The sequence below is a fragment of the Ideonella sp. WA131b genome (assembly GCA_023657425.1).
Lineage (GTDB): Bacteria > Pseudomonadota > Gammaproteobacteria > Burkholderiales > Burkholderiaceae_C > Rubrivivax.
In genome coordinates, this window is sequence record JAGTJW010000001.1 from 1,471,859 (window position 1) to 1,488,326 (window position 16,468).

General features: G+C 71.1%; 15 protein-coding genes. 8 read left to right on the forward strand and 7 right to left on the reverse strand.

All coding sequences use genetic code 11. The annotated features are described in order from the left end of the window. Positions 1 to 6: 6 nt before the first annotated feature. Complete coding sequence (locus tag KA711_06740) at positions 7 to 912, forward strand: bile acid:sodium symporter (GenBank protein ID MCM0608684.1); 906 nt, start codon at positions 7 to 9, stop codon at positions 910 to 912. A 2-nt stretch (positions 913 to 914) separates the two neighbouring features. Here KA711_06740 and KA711_06745 read toward each other — a convergent pair whose 3' ends face one another. Beyond that, positions 915 to 2,669, reverse strand: a complete 1,755-nt coding sequence (locus KA711_06745) for an alpha-amylase (GenBank protein MCM0608685.1) — start codon at positions 2,667 to 2,669, stop codon at positions 915 to 917. A 123-nt stretch (positions 2,670 to 2,792) separates the two neighbouring features. Here KA711_06745 and pulA point away from each other — a divergent pair, with 123 nt between their 5' ends. Then, positions 2,793 to 5,528: a pullulanase-type alpha-1,6-glucosidase gene (gene pulA, locus KA711_06750; GenBank protein ID MCM0608686.1), complete on the forward strand. Its 2,736-nt coding sequence runs from the start codon at positions 2,793 to 2,795 to the stop codon at positions 5,526 to 5,528. Between the two features lie 26 nt (positions 5,529 to 5,554). Here pulA and KA711_06755 read toward each other — a convergent pair whose 3' ends face one another. The 3 genes from KA711_06755 to KA711_06765 are packed head-to-tail and all read right to left on the reverse strand — an operon-like array spanning position 5,555 to position 7,150. Continuing rightward, positions 5,555 to 5,770 carry a zinc-finger domain-containing protein gene (locus KA711_06755; protein ID MCM0608687.1) on the reverse strand — a complete coding sequence of 72 codons (216 nt, stop codon included), beginning with the start codon at positions 5,768 to 5,770 and terminating at the stop codon, positions 5,555 to 5,557. A gap of 13 nt (positions 5,771 to 5,783) precedes the next feature. Further along, on the reverse strand, positions 5,784 to 6,719 hold the full coding sequence (locus tag KA711_06760) for a branched-chain amino acid transaminase (protein ID MCM0608688.1): 936 nt from the start codon (positions 6,717 to 6,719) through the stop codon (positions 5,784 to 5,786). A gap of 35 nt (positions 6,720 to 6,754) precedes the next feature. Beyond that, positions 6,755 to 7,150 (reverse strand): hypothetical protein, encoded by a 396-nt coding sequence (locus KA711_06765; GenBank protein ID MCM0608689.1) that lies wholly within the window; start codon positions 7,148 to 7,150, stop codon positions 6,755 to 6,757. Between the two features lie 28 nt (positions 7,151 to 7,178). On the opposite strand from KA711_06765, the gene KA711_06770 reads away from it, so the two are divergent. Then, complete coding sequence (locus KA711_06770) at positions 7,179 to 7,949, forward strand: glycosyltransferase family 25 protein (GenBank protein MCM0608690.1); 771 nt, start codon at positions 7,179 to 7,181, stop codon at positions 7,947 to 7,949. A 118-nt stretch (positions 7,950 to 8,067) separates the two neighbouring features. Next, positions 8,068 to 9,210, forward strand: coding sequence for an IS5 family transposase (locus KA711_06775; protein MCM0608691.1), 1,143 nt, complete (start codon positions 8,068 to 8,070; stop codon positions 9,208 to 9,210). Positions 9,211 to 9,229: 19 nt separating this feature from the next. Here the strand turns inward: KA711_06775 and KA711_06780 are convergent, their stop codons facing one another. The 3 genes from KA711_06780 to radA are packed head-to-tail and all read right to left on the reverse strand — an operon-like array spanning position 9,230 to position 11,752. Next, the gene (locus KA711_06780; protein ID MCM0608692.1) at positions 9,230 to 10,012 is read right to left on the reverse strand and encodes a metallophosphoesterase family protein; all 783 of its coding nucleotides are present in this window, start codon (positions 10,010 to 10,012) and stop codon (positions 9,230 to 9,232) included. 27 nt (positions 10,013 to 10,039) lie between these two features. Next, positions 10,040 to 10,318, reverse strand: coding sequence for a DUF1232 domain-containing protein (locus KA711_06785; protein MCM0608693.1), 279 nt, complete (start codon positions 10,316 to 10,318; stop codon positions 10,040 to 10,042). A 60-nt stretch (positions 10,319 to 10,378) separates the two neighbouring features. Beyond that, positions 10,379 to 11,752, reverse strand: coding sequence for a DNA repair protein RadA (radA, locus tag KA711_06790; GenBank protein MCM0608694.1), 1,374 nt, complete (start codon positions 11,750 to 11,752; stop codon positions 10,379 to 10,381). A 127-nt stretch (positions 11,753 to 11,879) separates the two neighbouring features. On the opposite strand from radA, the gene KA711_06795 reads away from it, so the two are divergent. From KA711_06795 to KA711_06810, 4 genes are all read left to right on the forward strand, one after another. Continuing rightward, a complete protein-coding gene (locus tag KA711_06795; GenBank protein MCM0608695.1) occupies positions 11,880 to 13,187 on the forward strand; it encodes a DUF3391 domain-containing protein in 1,308 nt (435 codons plus the stop codon). A 76-nt stretch (positions 13,188 to 13,263) separates the two neighbouring features. Continuing rightward, the gene (locus KA711_06800) at positions 13,264 to 15,417 is read left to right on the forward strand and encodes an EAL domain-containing protein (GenBank protein MCM0608696.1); all 2,154 of its coding nucleotides are present in this window, start codon (positions 13,264 to 13,266) and stop codon (positions 15,415 to 15,417) included. A gap of 41 nt (positions 15,418 to 15,458) precedes the next feature. Further along, complete coding sequence (locus KA711_06805; protein MCM0608697.1) at positions 15,459 to 15,770, forward strand: DUF1840 domain-containing protein; 312 nt, start codon at positions 15,459 to 15,461, stop codon at positions 15,768 to 15,770. Between the two features lie 33 nt (positions 15,771 to 15,803). Beyond that, positions 15,804 to 16,457, forward strand: coding sequence for a YbhB/YbcL family Raf kinase inhibitor-like protein (locus tag KA711_06810; GenBank protein MCM0608698.1), 654 nt, complete (start codon positions 15,804 to 15,806; stop codon positions 16,455 to 16,457). The last annotated feature ends 11 nt before the right edge of the window (positions 16,458 to 16,468 follow it).

Genomic DNA, 16,468 nt, shown 5'->3' on the forward strand with positions numbered 1-16,468 from the left:
CCCGCCATGCTCTCCGAAACCGAAACCCGGCTGCTGGGCGTGATGATGATGGTCATCATGCTCGGCATGGGCGCGAGCCTCACCTTCAAGGACTTCGCCATCGCGCTGCGCAAGCCCGCGGGGGTGGGCATCGGCCTGGTCACCACCTACGTGCTGACGCCGCTGCTGGGCTACACGCTGGCGATGCTGCTGAAGCTGCCACCGGCCTACGCCGTGGGCCTGATCCTGATGGCCTGCCTGCCCGGTGGCACCACCAGCAACATCTTCAACTACTTCAGCAAGGGCGTGCTCAGCCTGTCGATCCTCATGACGGTGGTCTCGACGCTGTTCGCGGTGGTGCTGGTGCCGCTGACGCTGGGCATCCTGTCTTCGGGCATCGAGGGCGAGTGGCAGATCCCGCCCGGCAACGTGGCGCAGGTGCTGTTCGTGCTGCTGGTGCCCACGCTGATCGGCATGCTGCTGCGCAAGTGGAATGCCAACGTCGGCGCGGTGATCGAGATGATCGGCGGCGCGCTGGGCATTTTCGTGATCCTGTTCCTGATGGTCAGTTGGGTGCCGCGCAACTACATGCTGCTGGCGACGACGCCCTGGCAGGTGTACTTCGGCGCCATCGGCTTGGGGGTGTTCGGGTTCGGTGTCGGCTACATCTTCGCGCGGCTCGTGCGCCAGGACGGCCGCCGCGCGCGCACCATCGCACTGGAGACGGGCATCCAGAACGGCCCGCTGGGTGTGCTCATCGTGCTGCTGACCTTCAGCGGCACGCAGCAGCAGGAGGTGCTGCTGATCCCGGTGCTGTACTCGCTGTTCATCGTCCTCACCTCGAGCGCGGTGACGGTGTGGTTCCGCCGCATCACCACCCGCGAGGACCTGGCGCGCGACGCCGCCAAGATCGGCGCCCTGGCGCGCGCCTGAGTTCAGCGCCGCCGGGCCGCGCGGCGCCGCGGCTCGGGCGCCGTGCGCACCTGCAGCACGCGCACCGACAACGGGGCCAGCAGCAGCGTGGCATGGCCTTGTGCGTCGGCGCGGGTGGCGGTAGCGCCGCCGGCCGGCAGCAGCGACACCAGCCGCGCGCGCGGCGGCAGGCCGCTGATCTGGGCCGGTGCCGGTGCGTCGTCGAAGTTGACGATGGTGACGGTGTGCTCCTTTGCGCTCGGCTCGTCCAGACGACGCTGCCAGACCGCCACCCGCCCCTGCGCCGAACCGCACTCGAACGAGCCGCGGGCGATCGACGGATGGGCGTTGCGCAGGCCGATCACGGTGCGGTAGAAGTTGCGCAGCGAGCCGGCCTCGCGCCGCTGTGAGTCGATGTTGTGGGTGGCCGCGTTCGGCGCCACGGGCCGGAACGGCGTGCCGGTGGTGAAGCCGCCGGTGCGCGGGTCGGCCGTCCAGCTCATGGGCGCGCGCAGCGGCGGGTCGCCTTCGAGCCCGTGCTCGGGGCCGTGCACGCCGGCCTGGCCGATGGGCTCGCCGTAGTAGACGAAGGGCGTGCCCGGCTGCAGCAGGTAGGTGGCGGCGGCCACGCGCATGCGGCGCTCGTCGCCCTGCAGCTGGTCCCACAGGCGGCGTCCGGCAAACGAATCGTGGTTCGACAGGAAGGTCGCCATCGTCGCGCTCGCCGTCAGCCAGTGCGTGGCCACCCGCTGCACCGATTCCGCCTTGCCGCGGGCTGCCTCCACGATATGGTGAACATAGCCGAAGGCGAAGGCGCCGCCACAGACGGCAGGGTCGCCCCACTCGTCGGGCTTGGCGGTGGCCTCGCAGACCACGTAACGTGACGGGTAGCTCTTGATCAGGTCTTGCAGCTGCTTCGTGAAGGCGCGGCTCTCGGGCTGGTCGTTCCAGTCCTTCGCGCTGGTCTCGAAGAGGTGCGGTGTGGCGTCGAGCCGGAATCCATCGAGCCCGCGGTTGAGCCAGAAGCGCAGGCTGTCCAGGTGGTAGGCCTGCACGGCGGGGTTGCGGAAGTCGAAGTCGGGCATGTGCGGCCCGAAGGTGCCGAAGTAGAAGCCGCGTGCGTCGGCGCCGGCGCGCGGCACGGTCTTGGCGGTGCCGGGCCAGGTCCAGGGCTGCGAGGCGGCGTGGTACCAGGGGTAGGCGCCCCAGATGTCCCAGCCTTCCGCGCCGCCAGCAGGCGCGGTGTCGCTCCAGACAAACCAGCGGTGGAAGGGGTTGTCGGGTCCCTTCAGCGCCTCGGTGAAGAACGGGTGCTGGGCCGAGGCGTGGTTGATCACGTAGTCCATGATCACGCCGATGCCGCGCGCATGGGCCTGGCGCAGCAACTCGTCGAAGTCGGCGAGCGTGCCGTACTCGGGCGCGATGGCGCGGAAGTCGGTGATGGCGTAGCCGTGGTCGCCGTCGGCGTTGCCCGTGACCGGCATCAGCCAGATGCCGCGGATGCCGAGGTCCTGCAGCTCGTCGAGCGTGGCGGTCAGGCCGCGCAGGTCGCCGACACCGTCGCCGTCGCTGTCTTTCCAGGCGCGGACGAAGATCTCGATGAACGCGCCGCGCTCCCAGTGCGGCGGCAGGCCGTTCGAGCGCGGTCGCGCGGGCACGGGCGAGGTGTCCAGGGCCGCCGCCGCGGCAGGGCTTGCAGACGGCGCCGACGTGGCGGGCAGGCCGAGGCCCAGGCACAGGCCCAGGGCCGTGAGGGTGCGGAGCAGTTCGAGGCGCATGGTGCGCCGAATGTAGGGGAACTACAGACTTATGGGCGAGCGTGGAAGCCACTGTCACTCTTGATGCCGCGCGATGAATGTAGTTTTCCTTCGTTAGGATCGCTCGCCGCTTCCGGAGATGTCATGGTCGTCGTCCGCCCTCTTGTCACCCTGTTGCTGTGCAGCGCTGCGCTGGCGGCCACGGCCCGGCCGGCAGCGCCAGCGCCTGCGCTGGCCGCTTGTTCCGCCGGCCACGAGACGGTGCTGCACGCCGCGCCGGCCGACGCCGCGCCGGCCCATGCGCGCGCCGTGTGGCTGGACGGCCGCACGCTGCGCTGGCCCGGCGTGCCCGCCGACGCGCGCCTGCGCCTGTGGCACTCGGCGCGCGGCCAGATCGAGGCGCGGCCCGGCGAGCCGGTGCGCGGCGCCGATGGCGCACTGACTCTGCAGCCCGCGCCCGGGCCCCTGCCGGCCGGCGTGGCCGAGCGCTTCCGCTGGGTGGGCGAGGGCGGCACCTGGCGCCTGGCCCAGCCGCGTGCGCTGGACGCGCTGATGGGCTCGCAGTGGGTGCTGGTGCACGAAGACGCTGCCGGCCACGTGCTGCAGGCCACGCACACGCAGGCCGCGGCCCTGATGGACGATCGCTTCGCCGCCGCTGCCGACCCTGCCGTGGTGCCGGCGCTCGGGGCCCTGCACGGCCCGTCGGCCACGCGCTTCCACGTCTGGGCGCCCACGGCGCAGCGCGTGGCGCTGTGCCTGCACGCGCCGGGTGCCGAGGCCGCGTCGCGCCTGGTGCCGCTGGCGCGTGGCCCGGCCGGCACCTGGCAGGCGCGCGTGCCGGGTGACTGGTTCGGCCACACCTACACCTACCTCGCCGACGTCGCCGTGCGCGGTCGCGGCCTGGTGCGCAACAAGGTCACCGACCCGTACTCGCTGAGCCTGAACGCCGACAGCCGCCGCAGCTGGATCGGCAGCCTCGACGACCCGCGCACCATGCCGCCGGGCTGGGCCACCACGCCGCGCGCCCGTGCGCTGGCCGCGTCCACCGACATGGTGGTGTACGAGCTGCACGTGCGCGACTTCTCCATCGGCGACGCCACCGTGCCCGCCGCGCACCGCGGCACCTACCTCGGCTTCACGCATGCCGGCAGTGACGGCATGGCGCACCTCAAGCGGCTGGCCGACGCCGGTGTGACCGACATCCACCTGCTGCCGGCCTTCGACCTGGCCACCGTGCCCGAGCGCGGCTGCACCTCGCCCGACCGCGCCGCGCTGGCCGCGCTGCCGGCCGACAGTGCCGAGCAGCAGCGCATCGTGATGGCGCAGACCGCCACCGACTGCTTCAACTGGGGCTACGACCCGCTGCACTTCAACGCCCCCGAGGGCAGCTACGCCACCGACGCCGACGACGGCGCGGTGCGGCTGCGCGAGTTCCGCGCCATGGTGCTGGCGCTCAACGCCGCCGGGCTGCGCGTGGGCATGGACAAGGTCTACAACCACACCAGCGCCAGCGGCCAGAACCCGAAGAGCGTGCTCGACCGGCTGGTGCCCGGCTACTACCACCGGCTCGACGCCGAGGGCCGCGTCACCAACAGCACCTGCTGCGACAACACCGCCACCGAGCACCGCATGATGGAGCGGCTGATGATCGACAGCGCCGTGATCTGGGTGCGCGACCACCGCGTCGACAGTTTCCGCTTCGACCTCATGGGCCACCAGCCGCGCGCGGCGATGGAGCGGCTGCAGAAGGCGGTGGACGCCGCCGCGGGGCAGCGCATCGAGTCGATCGGCGAGGGCTGGAACTTTGGCGAGGTGAGCAACGGCGTGCGCTTCGTGCAGGCCAGCCAGCTGAGCTTGAACGGCAGCGGCATCGGCACCTTCAGCGACCGCGGGCGCGATGCCGCGCGCGGCGGCGGCTGCTGCGACGACGCGGCCACCACCGTGGCGCGGCCGGGCTGGCTCAATGCCGCGGGCCGCGTGCCGGATGCGGAACTGCGCCGCCTGGCCGACCTCGTGCGCGTGGGCCTGGCGGGCTCGCTGCGCGGCTACACGATGACCACCGCCGACGGCCGTACCCAGCGGCTGGAACAGATCGACTACGCCGGCCAGCCCGCCGGGTACGTCAGCCAGCCCGGCGAGGTGGTGAACTACGTCGAGAACCACGACAACCAGACGCTCTTCGACATCCAGGTGCTCAAGCTGCCGCGCGACACCACGCCCGAGGACCGCGCCCGCGTGCAGGTGCTGGGCGTGGCGCTCACCGCCTTCAGCCAGGGCGTGGCCTACCTGCACGCCGGCGTGGAGCTGATGCGCAGCAAGAGCGGCGACCGCAACAGTTACGACAGCGGAGACTGGTTCAACCGCATCGACTGGACGCTGCGCGACAACGGCTGGGGCGCCGGCCTGCCGCCCGAGCGCGAGAACGCGGGCTTCTGGCCCCACCTCAAGCCGCTGCTGGCCGATCCGATGATCAAGCCGACGCCCGAGCACATCCGCTTCGTGCGCGACGCCTCGCTGGACCTGCTGCGCATCCGTGCCGGCACCCCGCTGCTGCGGCTGCGCACGGCCGACCAGGTGAACCAGCGCCTGCGCTTCTTCAACACCGGCCCGGCCGCACGCGCCGACGTGATGCTGGCCCACCTCGACGGCCGCGGCCTGCCCGGCGCGGGCCATGCCGATCTCGTCTACGCCATCAACGCCGGCACCACCGCCGCGGTGCTGTCCATGCCCGGACTGGAAGGCCGCACGCTGGAGCTGCACCCGGTGCACACGGCCGCCACCGCCGCCGACCCCCGTCCCGCGCGCCAGGCGCGCTGGGACGCCGCTACGGCAACCATCACCTTGCCGCCGCGCATGGCGCTGGTGTACGTGGGGCGCTGAACGCGCCTCGGGCCGCCGCCGGCTGGTCAGTGCCCGCCGGTTCGCTGTTCGCCGGCCTTCAGGCGGTAGACCGTGCCGCAATACGGGCAGCGGCCCTCGCCGTGCGCGGCGACGTTGATGAACACCTTGGGATGGCTGTTCCACAGCGGCATCTTCGGGTGGGGGCAGTGCGTGACGCCGCTGCCCATCAGCTCGTCGGCGGCCAGCTCCACCACGGCGCGGGGTTCGGGGCTCGTGTTCATCGCTTGGTCTCGATCAGACCCGCGTCAGCCACTCGGCGTACTGGGGGTTGCGGCCGTTGACGATGTCGAAGAAGGCTGCTTGGATCTTCTCGGTGATGGGGCCGCGCCGTCCTGCGAATTCGCCTGCGCCGAGCTCGATGCGGTCGAGCTCGCGGATCGGCGTGACTTCAGCGGCCGTGCCGGTGAAGAAGGCCTCGTCGCAGATGTAGACCTCGTCGCGCGTGATGCGCTTTTCCACGACCTTGAGCCCCAGGTCGGCGCAGATGTGGAAGATGGTGTTGCGTGTGATGCCGTTGAGCGCGCCGGCTGAGAGGTCGGGCGTGTAGACCACGCCGTTCTTGATGACGAAGAGGTTCTCGCCCGCGCCCTCGGAGACGAAGCCGCTGGCATCCAGCAGCAGGGCCTCGTCATAGCCCTCGTCGGTGGCCTCCATGTTGGCCAGGATGCTGTTGGTGTAGTTGCTCACCGCCTTGGCCTGCGTCATCGTGATGTTGACGTGGTGGCGCGTGTAGCTGCTGGTCTTGACGCGGATGCCGCGCTTGAGGCCCTCCTCGCCCAGGTAGGCGCCCCAGGCCCAGGCCGCGACCATCAGGTGGATGGTGTTGCCCTTGGGGCTGACACCGAGCTTCTTGTCGCCGATCCAGGTCAGCGGGCGCAGGTAGCCGCTTTCCAGCTGGTTCTCGCGCACCACGGTGCGCTGGGCCTCCATCACCTGATCGACGGTGAAGGGGATCTTCATGCGCAGGATCTTGGCGCTGTTGAACAGCCGTTCGGTGTGCTCGCGCAGCCGAAAGATCGCTGTACCCGCGTCCGTCTTGTAGGCCCGCACGCCCTCGAAGGCGCCGCAGCCGTAGTGCAGCGTGTGCGACAGCACATGGATCTTGGCGTCGCGCCAGTCGACGAGCGTCCCGTCCATCCAGATCTTGCCGTCGCGGTCGGACATCGACATGGGGGTCTCCAGCTCCAAAAGATGAGTCGTCGATTCTAGGCAGCGGCCCGTTGCAGCTCCCAGCTCACGAGCCGGCCGTGGCGCAGCACGAGCTGCACGCTGTCGCCCCCGGCGTCCGTCCAGGCCCAGGACTCGCTGGCCGCATCGGTGTCTTCGGCGACCTTGCGGCCGAGCGCCCGCGTGAGCACCAGCACCTCGGGCAGCCGCATGCCGGGCTTGAGCTGGGCATGCAGCATCACCGCGTTGGCCACGTGCCCCACCGGGTTGGCGCTGGCGATGCGCAGCACGCGCACCGCGCGGTTGAACTGCAGCAGCAGCCAGAACACGATGACCGTGACCGCCAGCACCAGCCCCTGCCAGCCATAGGACAGCCAGCCCACCACCAGGGCGGCCAGCGCCAGGGCCCAGCCGATCAGCGTGTGCGGCTTCATCGCGACGGCCTCGCGGACAATGCTTCCGATGGATGGTGTGCAGACATGGGTGATCAATCTCGACCGTGCGCCGGAACGCCTGGCGCGCGTGCGGGAGCAGCTGGAGCGGCTGCACCTGTCCTGGCAGCGGCTGCCGGCGGTGGACGCCCGCGCCTTCACGCCGGCACAGCGTGCCTTGCTCGACGAGCCGGCCTTCCACCGCCGCCACGGCATGACGCCGCTGCCGGGCGAGCTGGGATGTTATCTCTCGCACATCGAGGTCATGCGCCGCTTCCTGGCCGGCAGCGCCGAGGCCGCGCTGGTGCTCGAAGACGACGTGCAGCTGCACGAGACCCTGCCCGCCGTGCTGGCGGCGCTGATGGCGCGGCGTGGGCGCTGGGACGTGGTCAAGCTCTCGGCGGTGCATTCGGGCACGCCGGTGGCGGTGGCCGATCTGGGCGCGGGCCAGGCACTCGCCGTGATGCTGTCCAAGTGCACGGGATCCAGCGCCTACCTGATGAACCGCCGCGCCGCTGCGGCCTGGCTGCGCCAGCCCGGCGGCCTGCTGCCCATGCAGCTGCCCTACGACCACGCCTTCGACCGCGCCTGGGCCTTCGGCCTGAAGCAGCGGCTGGTGGTGCCCACGCCCTGCGACCACGACGACCAGGTCGCGTCCACCATCGGAGCCCCGGCGGGCCTGCCCTCGCGCAAGTTCAAGGGTCTGCGACGGTGGCCCACGCACCTTTGGCGGCTGGGCAACGAGCTGCGCCGCCTGGCCTACGGCCTGGGTCAGCTGCTGCGCGAAAGGCTCAGAGCCTGAGAGCTTTTCGGGCGTGATGAGCGGGCATGCGCAAAAGACTCTCAGGCTCTCAGTGGGTGTAAACGAAATAATGACCTCGCGCGTTGTGTCTTGACGAGACAAGCGCGCGAGGCATGGCATGAAGAGCAAGGCTGGAGACATCGACCGCAAGGGCAAGCCCGGACGCAAGCCGTTGCTGGGCGCCGAGCATGGGGAGGTGCTTCGTGCCATCGTCGCGGAGATGCCGCACGCGGCGTTGGCTGAAGTCACGGCGGAGTTGGCCCGGCGCTGCGGTGTGAAGGTCAACCCGGTTACGGTGCGCAAGGCGCTGCGCGAGGCTGGCGTCGTGCGACTGAAGCCGCTGCGGCGCTCCTCGGCCGAGCGGGGTGAGCAAGGACGTGGCGCGGGGCCGCGCACCGGCTACAACGCCATGCACCGGCGCAGCAGCAGCCCCGAGGGCCAGCACACCGATCTGACCGACGCCGAATGGGCGCTGGTGGCCGACCTGTTCGAGCGCGATGGGCAGCCGGGCGTGCCGCCTCGCTATCCGCGCCGCGTTATGGTCAATGCCTGCTGCTACGTGGTGCGCACGGGCTGTCCCTGGCGGCTGGTGCCCAAGACCTATGCGCCTTGGCAGGCGGTGTACATGTCCTTCAAGCGCTGGGCTGCGGCCAATACGTTCGAGGCCATGCACGAGCGGTTGCGCCAGCAGTGGCGCCGGCGCGAGGGCAAGTCCCCCGAACCTACGGCGGCCGTCATCGACTCGCAGAGCACGCGCAGCACGCCCCAGGGCGGCAACACGGGCTTCGACGCGGGCAAGAAGGTCAAGGGCCGCAAGCGCAACCTCGTGGTCGACTCGCTGGGCCTGCTGCTGGCGGTCACTATCACGGCCGCCAGCGTGCAGGACCGCGACACCGCCGCCGACGTGGTGGCCAAGGCCTATGCCAAGGCACCCACGATCAAGAAGCTCTACACCGACGCCGCATACGCCGGGCAGCGCGCAGCAGCCATCGAGAAGGCTCACGGCATCACCGTGGAAGTGGTGCGCCGCCCGGGCAACCGCGCCACCGGCACCTGGCGCGACGCCCAGCAGCCCTTGTGGCCCGAGGAATCCGCCAAACCCTTCGTCGTGCAGCCCATGCGCTGGGTGGTCGAGCGCACCCACGCCTGGCTCGAGCGCGACCGCCGTCTCATCGCCCATCACGATCGCTCCGAATGGGCGCCGCTGGCCTGGGTCTGGCTCGCACAAGCGCGTATGCTCGCAACGAGACTGGCGAACTGAACATTTCGTTCACACCCTCTCAGCGGAAGCCGCCGGGCCGCGTGCGGCCCGTGCCGAGCTCGTAGGCCCAGTCGGCAAAGCCCTGTGCCGCGGCGCGCCGGGCGGCGCCATCCCAGTCGTAAGCCGTCTGATGCAGTTCGGCATGCCAGCCGTCGGCGCGGCGCTCCAGCAGCGCCCAGCGCGCGTGCGGCGTGCCGCACTCGACGATGTGCCGGTGCGGCTGGTCGTGGGCATAGGCCGGGCGACCGACGCTGCCCGGGTTGACGGCGAGGGTGCCGTCCGCCAGCCGCCGCAGGCGCGGCGTGTGCGTGTGGCCGCACACGAGCACGGGGGCGCGCAGCCCGGCCAGGCGGGCGTCGATCTCGTCGTCGGTGGCAGCGCGCACACCCGGATGGATCCTGGCGGCGTAACCCGGGACCACGGTCTCCAGCAGGCCTTGCAGATCGTCGCCCGGGATGCCGTGGAAAGCCTGGATCTCGCCCTCGCAGGCGCGCATCGACGCCGGCAGCGCCGCCAGCCAGGCGCGCTCGGCCGGCCCCAGCTTGGCGGCGGTGTAGGCGTCGTCGCCGTCGCCGGCTTGCAGGCTGGGCGCCGCCGCCAGCGCCTGCCGCTCGTGGTTGCCGGCGATGGTGGGCCAGGCGCGCTCGGCCAGCCAGGCCACCGTCTCGCGCGGCCACAGCGGGCCGCTGGCGATGTCGCCGAGGTTCAGCACGAGCTCGGCGCCGGTGGCCTCGATCATCGCGGCCACGGCCAGCAGGGCCGGCCGGTTGCCGTGGATGTCGGAGACGAGCGCCACCCGCATCACGCACCCGGCACCGCGCGCCGCGGCTCAGGCGTTGACGGTGCGGCCGTCGACGTCGGCCTTCACATGCGGCGGCAGCCGGTTCAGCAGCGCGCGGATCACGAGCGGGATCAGCACGAGGTCGTCCACCAGCCCGAGCAGCGGGATGAAGTCGGGCAGCAGGTCCACCGGCGACACCAGGTACAGCGCCAGGCCGGCCACCGCCCACTTCAGCCAGCCCGGCGATGCCGGGTGGCGCAGCGCCCGCCACAGGCGCTGCGCGTCACCGCGCACCAGGGTCCACAGCAGCAGCAGACGCTTGCCCATTGCCAGATCCTCCGCAGAAAAATCAACCAAGCCCCGTGAGTTGGGGGCGGCTGTCGAAGACTACAACCCGCGCACCGCCTCGATGGCCTGCTCGATGCGATCGACCGCGTGCACGGTGAGGCCTTCGATGGCCTTTTTTGGCGCGTTGGCGCGCGGCACCACGGCGACGCTGAAGCCCAGTTTGGCGGCCTCCTTCAGCCGCTCCTGGCCGCGGGGTGCCGGCCGCACCTCGCCGGCCAGGCCGACCTCACCGAAGGCGACGAAGCCGCGCGGCAGCGCCCGGCCGCGCAGGCTGCCCTGGATGGCCAGCAGCACCGCGAGATCCGCCGCTGGCTCGGCGATGCGCACGCCGCCCACGGCGTTGACGAAGACGTCCTGATCGAGGCAGCTCACGCCGGCATGGCGGTGCAGCACCGCCAGCAGCATGGCCAGGCGGTCGCGGTCCAGGCCCACCGACAGGCGCCGCGGGCTGCCGCCGCCACCGTCCACCAGCGCCTGGATCTCCACCAGCAGCGGCCGCGTGCCCTCCAGCGTGACGAGCACGCAGCTGCCCGGCACCGGCTCGGTGTGGGTGGACAGGAAGATCGCGCTCGGGTTGCTCACGCCCTTCAAGCCGCGGTCCGTCATCGCGAACACGCCGATCTCGTTGACGGCGCCGAAACGGTTCTTGATGGCCCGCACGAGGCGAAAGCTGCTGTGCGTGTCGCCCTCGAAGTAGAGCACCGTGTCGACGATGTGCTCCAGCACCCTCGGACCGGCCAGCGCACCTTCCTTCGTGACATGGCCCACCAGCACGATGGTGCAGCCGCGCGTCTTGGCCACGCGCGTGAGCTGCGCCGCGCACTCGCGCACCTGCGCCACGCTGCCCGGGGCGCTGTTGAGCTGCTCGCTGTAGGTGGTCTGGATCGAGTCCACCACGACGAAGGCCGGGTTCTCGGTCTCGATGGCCTGCACGATGCGCTCGAGCTGGATCTCCGCCAGCACGCGCACCTGCTGCCCCTGCAGCCCCAGCCGCCTGCTCCGCAGCGCAATCTGGGCGCCGCTCTCTTCGCCTGTGACATACAGCACGCGCAGGCGCGTGGACAGCGCGTCGATGGCCTGCAGCAGCAGGGTGCTCTTGCCGATGCCCGGGTCGCCGCCGATCAGCACGACCGCGCCCTCGACGATGCCGCCACCGAGGACGCGGTCGAGCTCCTCCTGGCCGGTGGGCGTGCGCGACACCTCGGCGGCCTCGATTTCCGACAGGGTGGCCACCGCCTGGCGCTGCCCGGCGGCGCCCGCCAGCGCCTGGAAGCGGTTCCTCACTCCGACGGCAGGATCGGCCACGGTTTCGTCGAGCGTGTTCCAGGCCTTGCAGTGCGGGCACTGGCCCAGCCACTTGGAGCTGGTGCCGCCGCACTCCCGGCAGGTGTAGAGGGTCTTGGGCGTGGCCATGGGCCGCATTGTCGATGGCCTCCGGTGCGTGAGCAGCCCTCAAGCCGGCCCCGACTTGCCCGAAAACGCCTTCACTGGGGCAGCTGCCCGGAATCGCCCTTATCAAGTGAGCGCACGCTTCGAAGCCATGTCCGACACCATCGCCGCCACAGACTTGCGTGTAGGCATGTTCGTCATGCTCGACGGCGGCTGGCTGTCGCACCCGTTCCCGCTATCGAACTTCCGCATCGCCACATCCGAGCAACTGCAGACCATCCGCGCCCTGGGCCTGCAGCGCGTGCGCTGGTCGCCAGAGAAGAGCGACCTTGCCGACGCCGCGCGCGACCCCGCGACGGCCGCGGCCGGCGAGTCCCTCGAGGCGCGCGACGAGGCCGAGGCCGAAGCCGTGGCGCGGCAACGCAACGTGGCCGAGGCCCACCGGGAGCGTCGCCAGCGGCTGCAGGAGCAGATGGAGGCTGCACTGCGCTGCGAGCGACAGCATGCCGAGGCCGCCAAGGCCTGGCGCGAGGCGCTGGAGCTTGTCGCGGCGCAGCCGCGCGACTCGGCGGCCCAGTGCGAGCAGCTCACGCGCGCGCTGCTCGACAAGATGCTGGTCGACCAGGACATCGGCATCCGACTGGTGGCGGGCAGCGGTGATCGCGCCGCCTCGCACGCCTTGAACGTGGGCGTGATCTCGCTGCTGATCGGGCGCACTCTCGGCCTGGCCGAGAACGAGTTGATGGAGCTCGGCGTCGGAGCGCTGATGCACGATGTGGGCAAGCTTGACGTTGCCGACCGCTTCCGCCACGCTGAGGACGGATTCAACGGCAACGAGCTGGCGGCCTACCGCGACCACGTTGCCAAGGGCGTTGCCGTGGCTCAGCGCATGGGCATCGCGGCCGGCGCGCTGCGCGTGCTCGCGCAGCACCACGAACACGTCGACGGCAGCGGCTTCCCGCTCAAGCTGGCCGGCGAGCGCATCGCGATGACGGCGCGGATCGTCGCGTTGATCAACCGTTACGACAACCTCTGCAACCCGCAGTCCCGCACGCAGCCACTCACGCCGCACGAGGCCGTCTCGGTGTTGTTCGCCCAGGGCCGCCACAGTTTCGACTCGACGGTGCTGAACACGTTCATCCGCATGATGGGCGTGTACCCGGCCGGCTCGCTGGTCCAGCTCACCGATGACCGCTTTGCACTGGTGGTGGGCGTCAACTCCAGCCGCCCGCTGAAGCCGCGCGTGCTGGTGCACGACCCCAAGGTGCCCCGCCACGAGGCGCTGGTGCTCGACCTGGAGACGCAGCCCAATCTCGGCATCCGGCGCAGCCTGCCCGCGGTCAAGCTGCCAACGGCGTCGATCGATTACCTCGATCCGCGACCCCGCGTCAGCTACTACTTCGAGCCGCTGGCCCGGCCTGCGGCCGAGGAGGGCGTGCCGGTGGAGCTGCCCGCGTGAGCACGCCCGACCGCGCCCAAGCGCTCATCCCGGCTTGCGAAGCGCGGAGGGCGGTTCCATGAGCGAGACCGGTCCGATGCTGCCGTGGCTGCCAGACAGTCCTGGTGGGCTGCTGACCCAGCTGCTGGAGGGCCTTCCGCACGCCGCCTGGCTGGCGCGCCTGGATACGCGCACCGTGGTCGCGGCCAATGCCGAGGCGACGCGTTGGTTCGCCGGCGATGGCGCCGGGCCGCAGGCGCTGGTGGGGCGGGCTGCCGACGCCATGGTCGCGTCACCCGAAGACCTGGCCTGGTGGCTCGGTGCCGAGCTCGGCGATCGCTCCTCGCTCTACAGCGATACTCTGGTGGGCACCGGCGACGGCCGCGCGCGGCCGGTGAGCCGAAGCATCCGCGTCGTCGAGTTGCCGCCCTGCGGCGCGGGGGAGCCCGAGCCGCTGGTGCTGGTGACGGTGCAGGACCGCAGCGCCGAGGTCGAGTTGCAGAGCCAGCGCGAGGGTCTGCTGGCCGAACTCCAGGGCACGCTGGAGGCCACGGCCGACGGCATCGTCGTCACCGACCTCGCCGGCCGGCTGCGCGTCTTCAACCGCCGCTTCGCCGAATTCTTCGAGCTGCCTGCAGCGCTGCTGGCATCGCGCGACGACGCGGCTCTGCGCGACGCGATGGTGGCGCGGCTGGCCGAGCCGACGGCCGATGCCCGGCGGCTTCTGGCGCCGCTGCCCGAGGCCGTCGCCAGCGAGCAATTTGTGCTGCAGAGTGGCCGCGTGCTCGAGCGCGTGACGCGTCCGTTGCCCAGCCTGGGGCGCGGCAGCGGCTGCGTGTGGAGCTTCCGCGACCTGACCGAGCGGCTGGCCAGCGCCCGGCGCATCGAGGCGCTGAGCCACACCGACCCCCTCACCGGCCTGGCCAACCATGGCCGCTTGGCCGATCAGGTTCGCTCGTTGCTCGAGCAGTCGCCCGAGGTGGGGCGCGACGGCGCGGCCGCGGCCTCGCTGTCGCTCCTGGTCATCAACCTCGACCGGTTCGGCCACATCAACGACTCTCTCGGCCATGCCGTCGGCAACGACGTGCTGCTCGACGTGGCGCGCCGCATCCAGAGTTGCCTGCGCAAGGGCGACCTGCTGGCGCGCGTGGGCGGCGACCAGTTCGCCATCGTGGTGAGCCCGGCGGATGCCGCGTTTGCCGAGAAGCTCGCCATGCGCGTGCTCGCGAAGGTGAAGAAGCCCTGCACCGTGGGCGACGCGCAGTTCACGCTCACCTGCAGCATCGGCGTGGCGCTGGCGCCTTCGCACGGGCGCGACGCCGACCAGCTGATGCGCCGGGCCGAGCAGGCCATGCGCGCCGTCAAGAGCGCCGGGCGGGGCAACTGGCGCATGCACCAGGCGCGCACCGAGGTCGACTGGCGCAGCCACATGCGGCTGGACCATGCGATGCGCCAGGCACTCGTGGCCAACCGCTTCCGGCTCAACTACCAGCCACAGGTCAGCGTCGAGAAAGGAACCATCACCGGCGCCGAGGCGCTGCTGCGCTGGCGAGACCCCGAGATGGGCGACGTGCCGCCCGGCCGCTTCATCAAGGTGGCAGAGGACAGCGGCTTCATCGTGCAGCTGGGCGAGTGGGTGCTGCGCACGGCCGTGGGGCAGGCTGCACGCTGGCACGCGCAGGGCCGCCCGTTGCCGGTCGCTGTCAACGTCTCGGCGCTGCAGTTCCAGCAGACAAACTTCGTCGAGCGCGCGGCCGAGGCGCTGGACATGGCCGGCATCCCCCCGCACCTGCTGGAGCTGGAACTCACTGAGTCGATCCTGCTGCACGACGAGGGCGGCGAGATGTTGCAGCGACTCGAGGCGCTGGCGAATCTGGGCGTTCAGATGTCCATCGACGATTTCGGCACCGGCTACTCAAGCCTGGCCTACCTGAAGCGCATCCCGGTGAGCAAGCTCAAGATCGACCGCGCCTTCATCTCGGGCCTGCCGGACGACGAAGGCAACGGCGCCATCGTGCGCGCCATCCTCCAGATGGCCCGGGCGCTGGGCAAGACGGTCATCGCCGAAGGCGTGGAGACCGCAGCGCAGCGCCAGTTTCTCCTGGAGGCGGGCTGCGACGAGTACCAGGGCTTCCTGTTCGCGCCGGCGCTGGACGTGATGAACTTCGAGCAGCGGCTGCCCGCGGCTGCCGCGCCCGAGGCGCCCCCGCCGCGGAGTCGGACGGCACGCATCCGGCTGGTCAGCGGCTGAATGAGGAGGCAGCGTGCGGCGCTTCGCCGCACAATCGCCCGATGCTCTACAAGTTCCGCAGCAAAGCCGGCGGCGACGTGATCATGCTGCCGGCCCATGGTGATGCCCTGTTGCGGCTGCTGGGCCGCGAGCCGGCAGTGCGTGGCATTTTCGAGCCGGCGCGCGTGCCGGTGCTGTTGGCCGCGCTGGAGGCCGCCGTGGCCCAGGCCGAGGCGGGCGAGGCCGATGCGCCCGCCCGCGAACCAGGGGACGACGGGCCGCGGGCGGTGAGCCTGCGCCAGCGCCTGTGGCCGATGATCGAGTTGCTGCGCCGCAGCCACGCCGCCGGGGAGCCGGTGGTCTGGGGCGTCTGAGCGTCCATTCCGAAAGACGAGCCGTTACCCCTGATGAAGCTCTGGAGCAACAGCTGGACCAACGGTGACCGCATCCCCGAGCGCCACGCCGCTGGCCGCCCTGACGGCGCCGCCCGCGCGGTGTTCAGCGACAACATCAGCCCGCACCTGGCTTGGTCGGACCTGCCGGCCGGCACCAAGAGCCTGGTGCTGGTCTGCCATGATTTCGATGCGCCGACACGCGCCGACGACGTCAACCAGCCCGGCCGCGAGGTGCCGGCCGACTTGGTGCGCACGGACTTCTTCCATTGGGTGCTGGTTGACCTGCCGCCCACGCCGGCCGAGATCGCCGAGGGCGCGTTCAGCTGCGGCTTCACGCCCGGGGGCAAGTCCGGGCCCGAGTTGCCGGGTCCGCCCGGCGCCGCGGCGGCGCGGCACGGCCTGAACGATTACACGCGCTGGTTTGCCGGCGACCCCGAGTTGGCCGGCCGCTACTTTGGCTACGACGGCCCGTTCCCGCCCTGGAACGACTCACTGGTGCACCACTACGTCTTCACGTTGTACGCTGTGGCCGAGCCGCGGTTGCCGCTGGTGGGCGTTTTCGACGGCCCTGCCGTGCGTGCGCAACTGGCGGGCCTCGTGCTGGGCGCTGCCACCTTCTCGGGCACCTACACCCTCAATGCACGCTTGCTGGCCGAGGCGTCCTGAGCGTGCAGGCC

What these genes read in the sequence shown, in the direction of transcription:
- KA711_06795 (MCM0608695.1), top strand. Translation starts at nt 11,880, where the DNA reads ATGTCCGACACCATCGCCGCCACAGACTTGCGTGTAGGCATGTTCGTC.
- KA711_06765 (MCM0608689.1), bottom strand. Translation starts at nt 7,150, where the DNA reads ATGAAGCCGCACACGCTGATCGGCTGGGCCCTGGCGCTGGCCGCCCTG.
- KA711_06745 (MCM0608685.1), bottom strand. Translation starts at nt 2,669, where the DNA reads ATGCGCCTCGAACTGCTCCGCACCCTCACGGCCCTGGGCCTGTGCCTG.
- KA711_06780 (MCM0608692.1), bottom strand. Translation starts at nt 10,012, where the DNA reads ATGCGGGTGGCGCTCGTCTCCGACATCCACGGCAACCGGCCGGCCCTG.
- KA711_06785 (MCM0608693.1), bottom strand. Translation starts at nt 10,318, where the DNA reads ATGGGCAAGCGTCTGCTGCTGCTGTGGACCCTGGTGCGCGGTGACGCG.
- pulA (MCM0608686.1), top strand. Translation starts at nt 2,793, where the DNA reads ATGGTCGTCGTCCGCCCTCTTGTCACCCTGTTGCTGTGCAGCGCTGCG.
- KA711_06775 (MCM0608691.1), top strand. Translation starts at nt 8,068, where the DNA reads ATGAAGAGCAAGGCTGGAGACATCGACCGCAAGGGCAAGCCCGGACGC.
- KA711_06810 (MCM0608698.1), top strand. Translation starts at nt 15,804, where the DNA reads ATGAAGCTCTGGAGCAACAGCTGGACCAACGGTGACCGCATCCCCGAG.
- radA (MCM0608694.1), bottom strand. Translation starts at nt 11,752, where the DNA reads ATGGCCACGCCCAAGACCCTCTACACCTGCCGGGAGTGCGGCGGCACC.
- KA711_06740 (MCM0608684.1), top strand. Translation starts at nt 7, where the DNA reads ATGCTCTCCGAAACCGAAACCCGGCTGCTGGGCGTGATGATGATGGTC.
- KA711_06755 (MCM0608687.1), bottom strand. Translation starts at nt 5,770, where the DNA reads ATGAACACGAGCCCCGAACCCCGCGCCGTGGTGGAGCTGGCCGCCGAC.
- KA711_06770 (MCM0608690.1), top strand. Translation starts at nt 7,179, where the DNA reads ATGGATGGTGTGCAGACATGGGTGATCAATCTCGACCGTGCGCCGGAA.
- KA711_06760 (MCM0608688.1), bottom strand. Translation starts at nt 6,719, where the DNA reads ATGTCGATGTCCGACCGCGACGGCAAGATCTGGATGGACGGGACGCTC.
- KA711_06800 (MCM0608696.1), top strand. Translation starts at nt 13,264, where the DNA reads ATGCTGCCGTGGCTGCCAGACAGTCCTGGTGGGCTGCTGACCCAGCTG.
- KA711_06805 (MCM0608697.1), top strand. Translation starts at nt 15,459, where the DNA reads ATGCTCTACAAGTTCCGCAGCAAAGCCGGCGGCGACGTGATCATGCTG.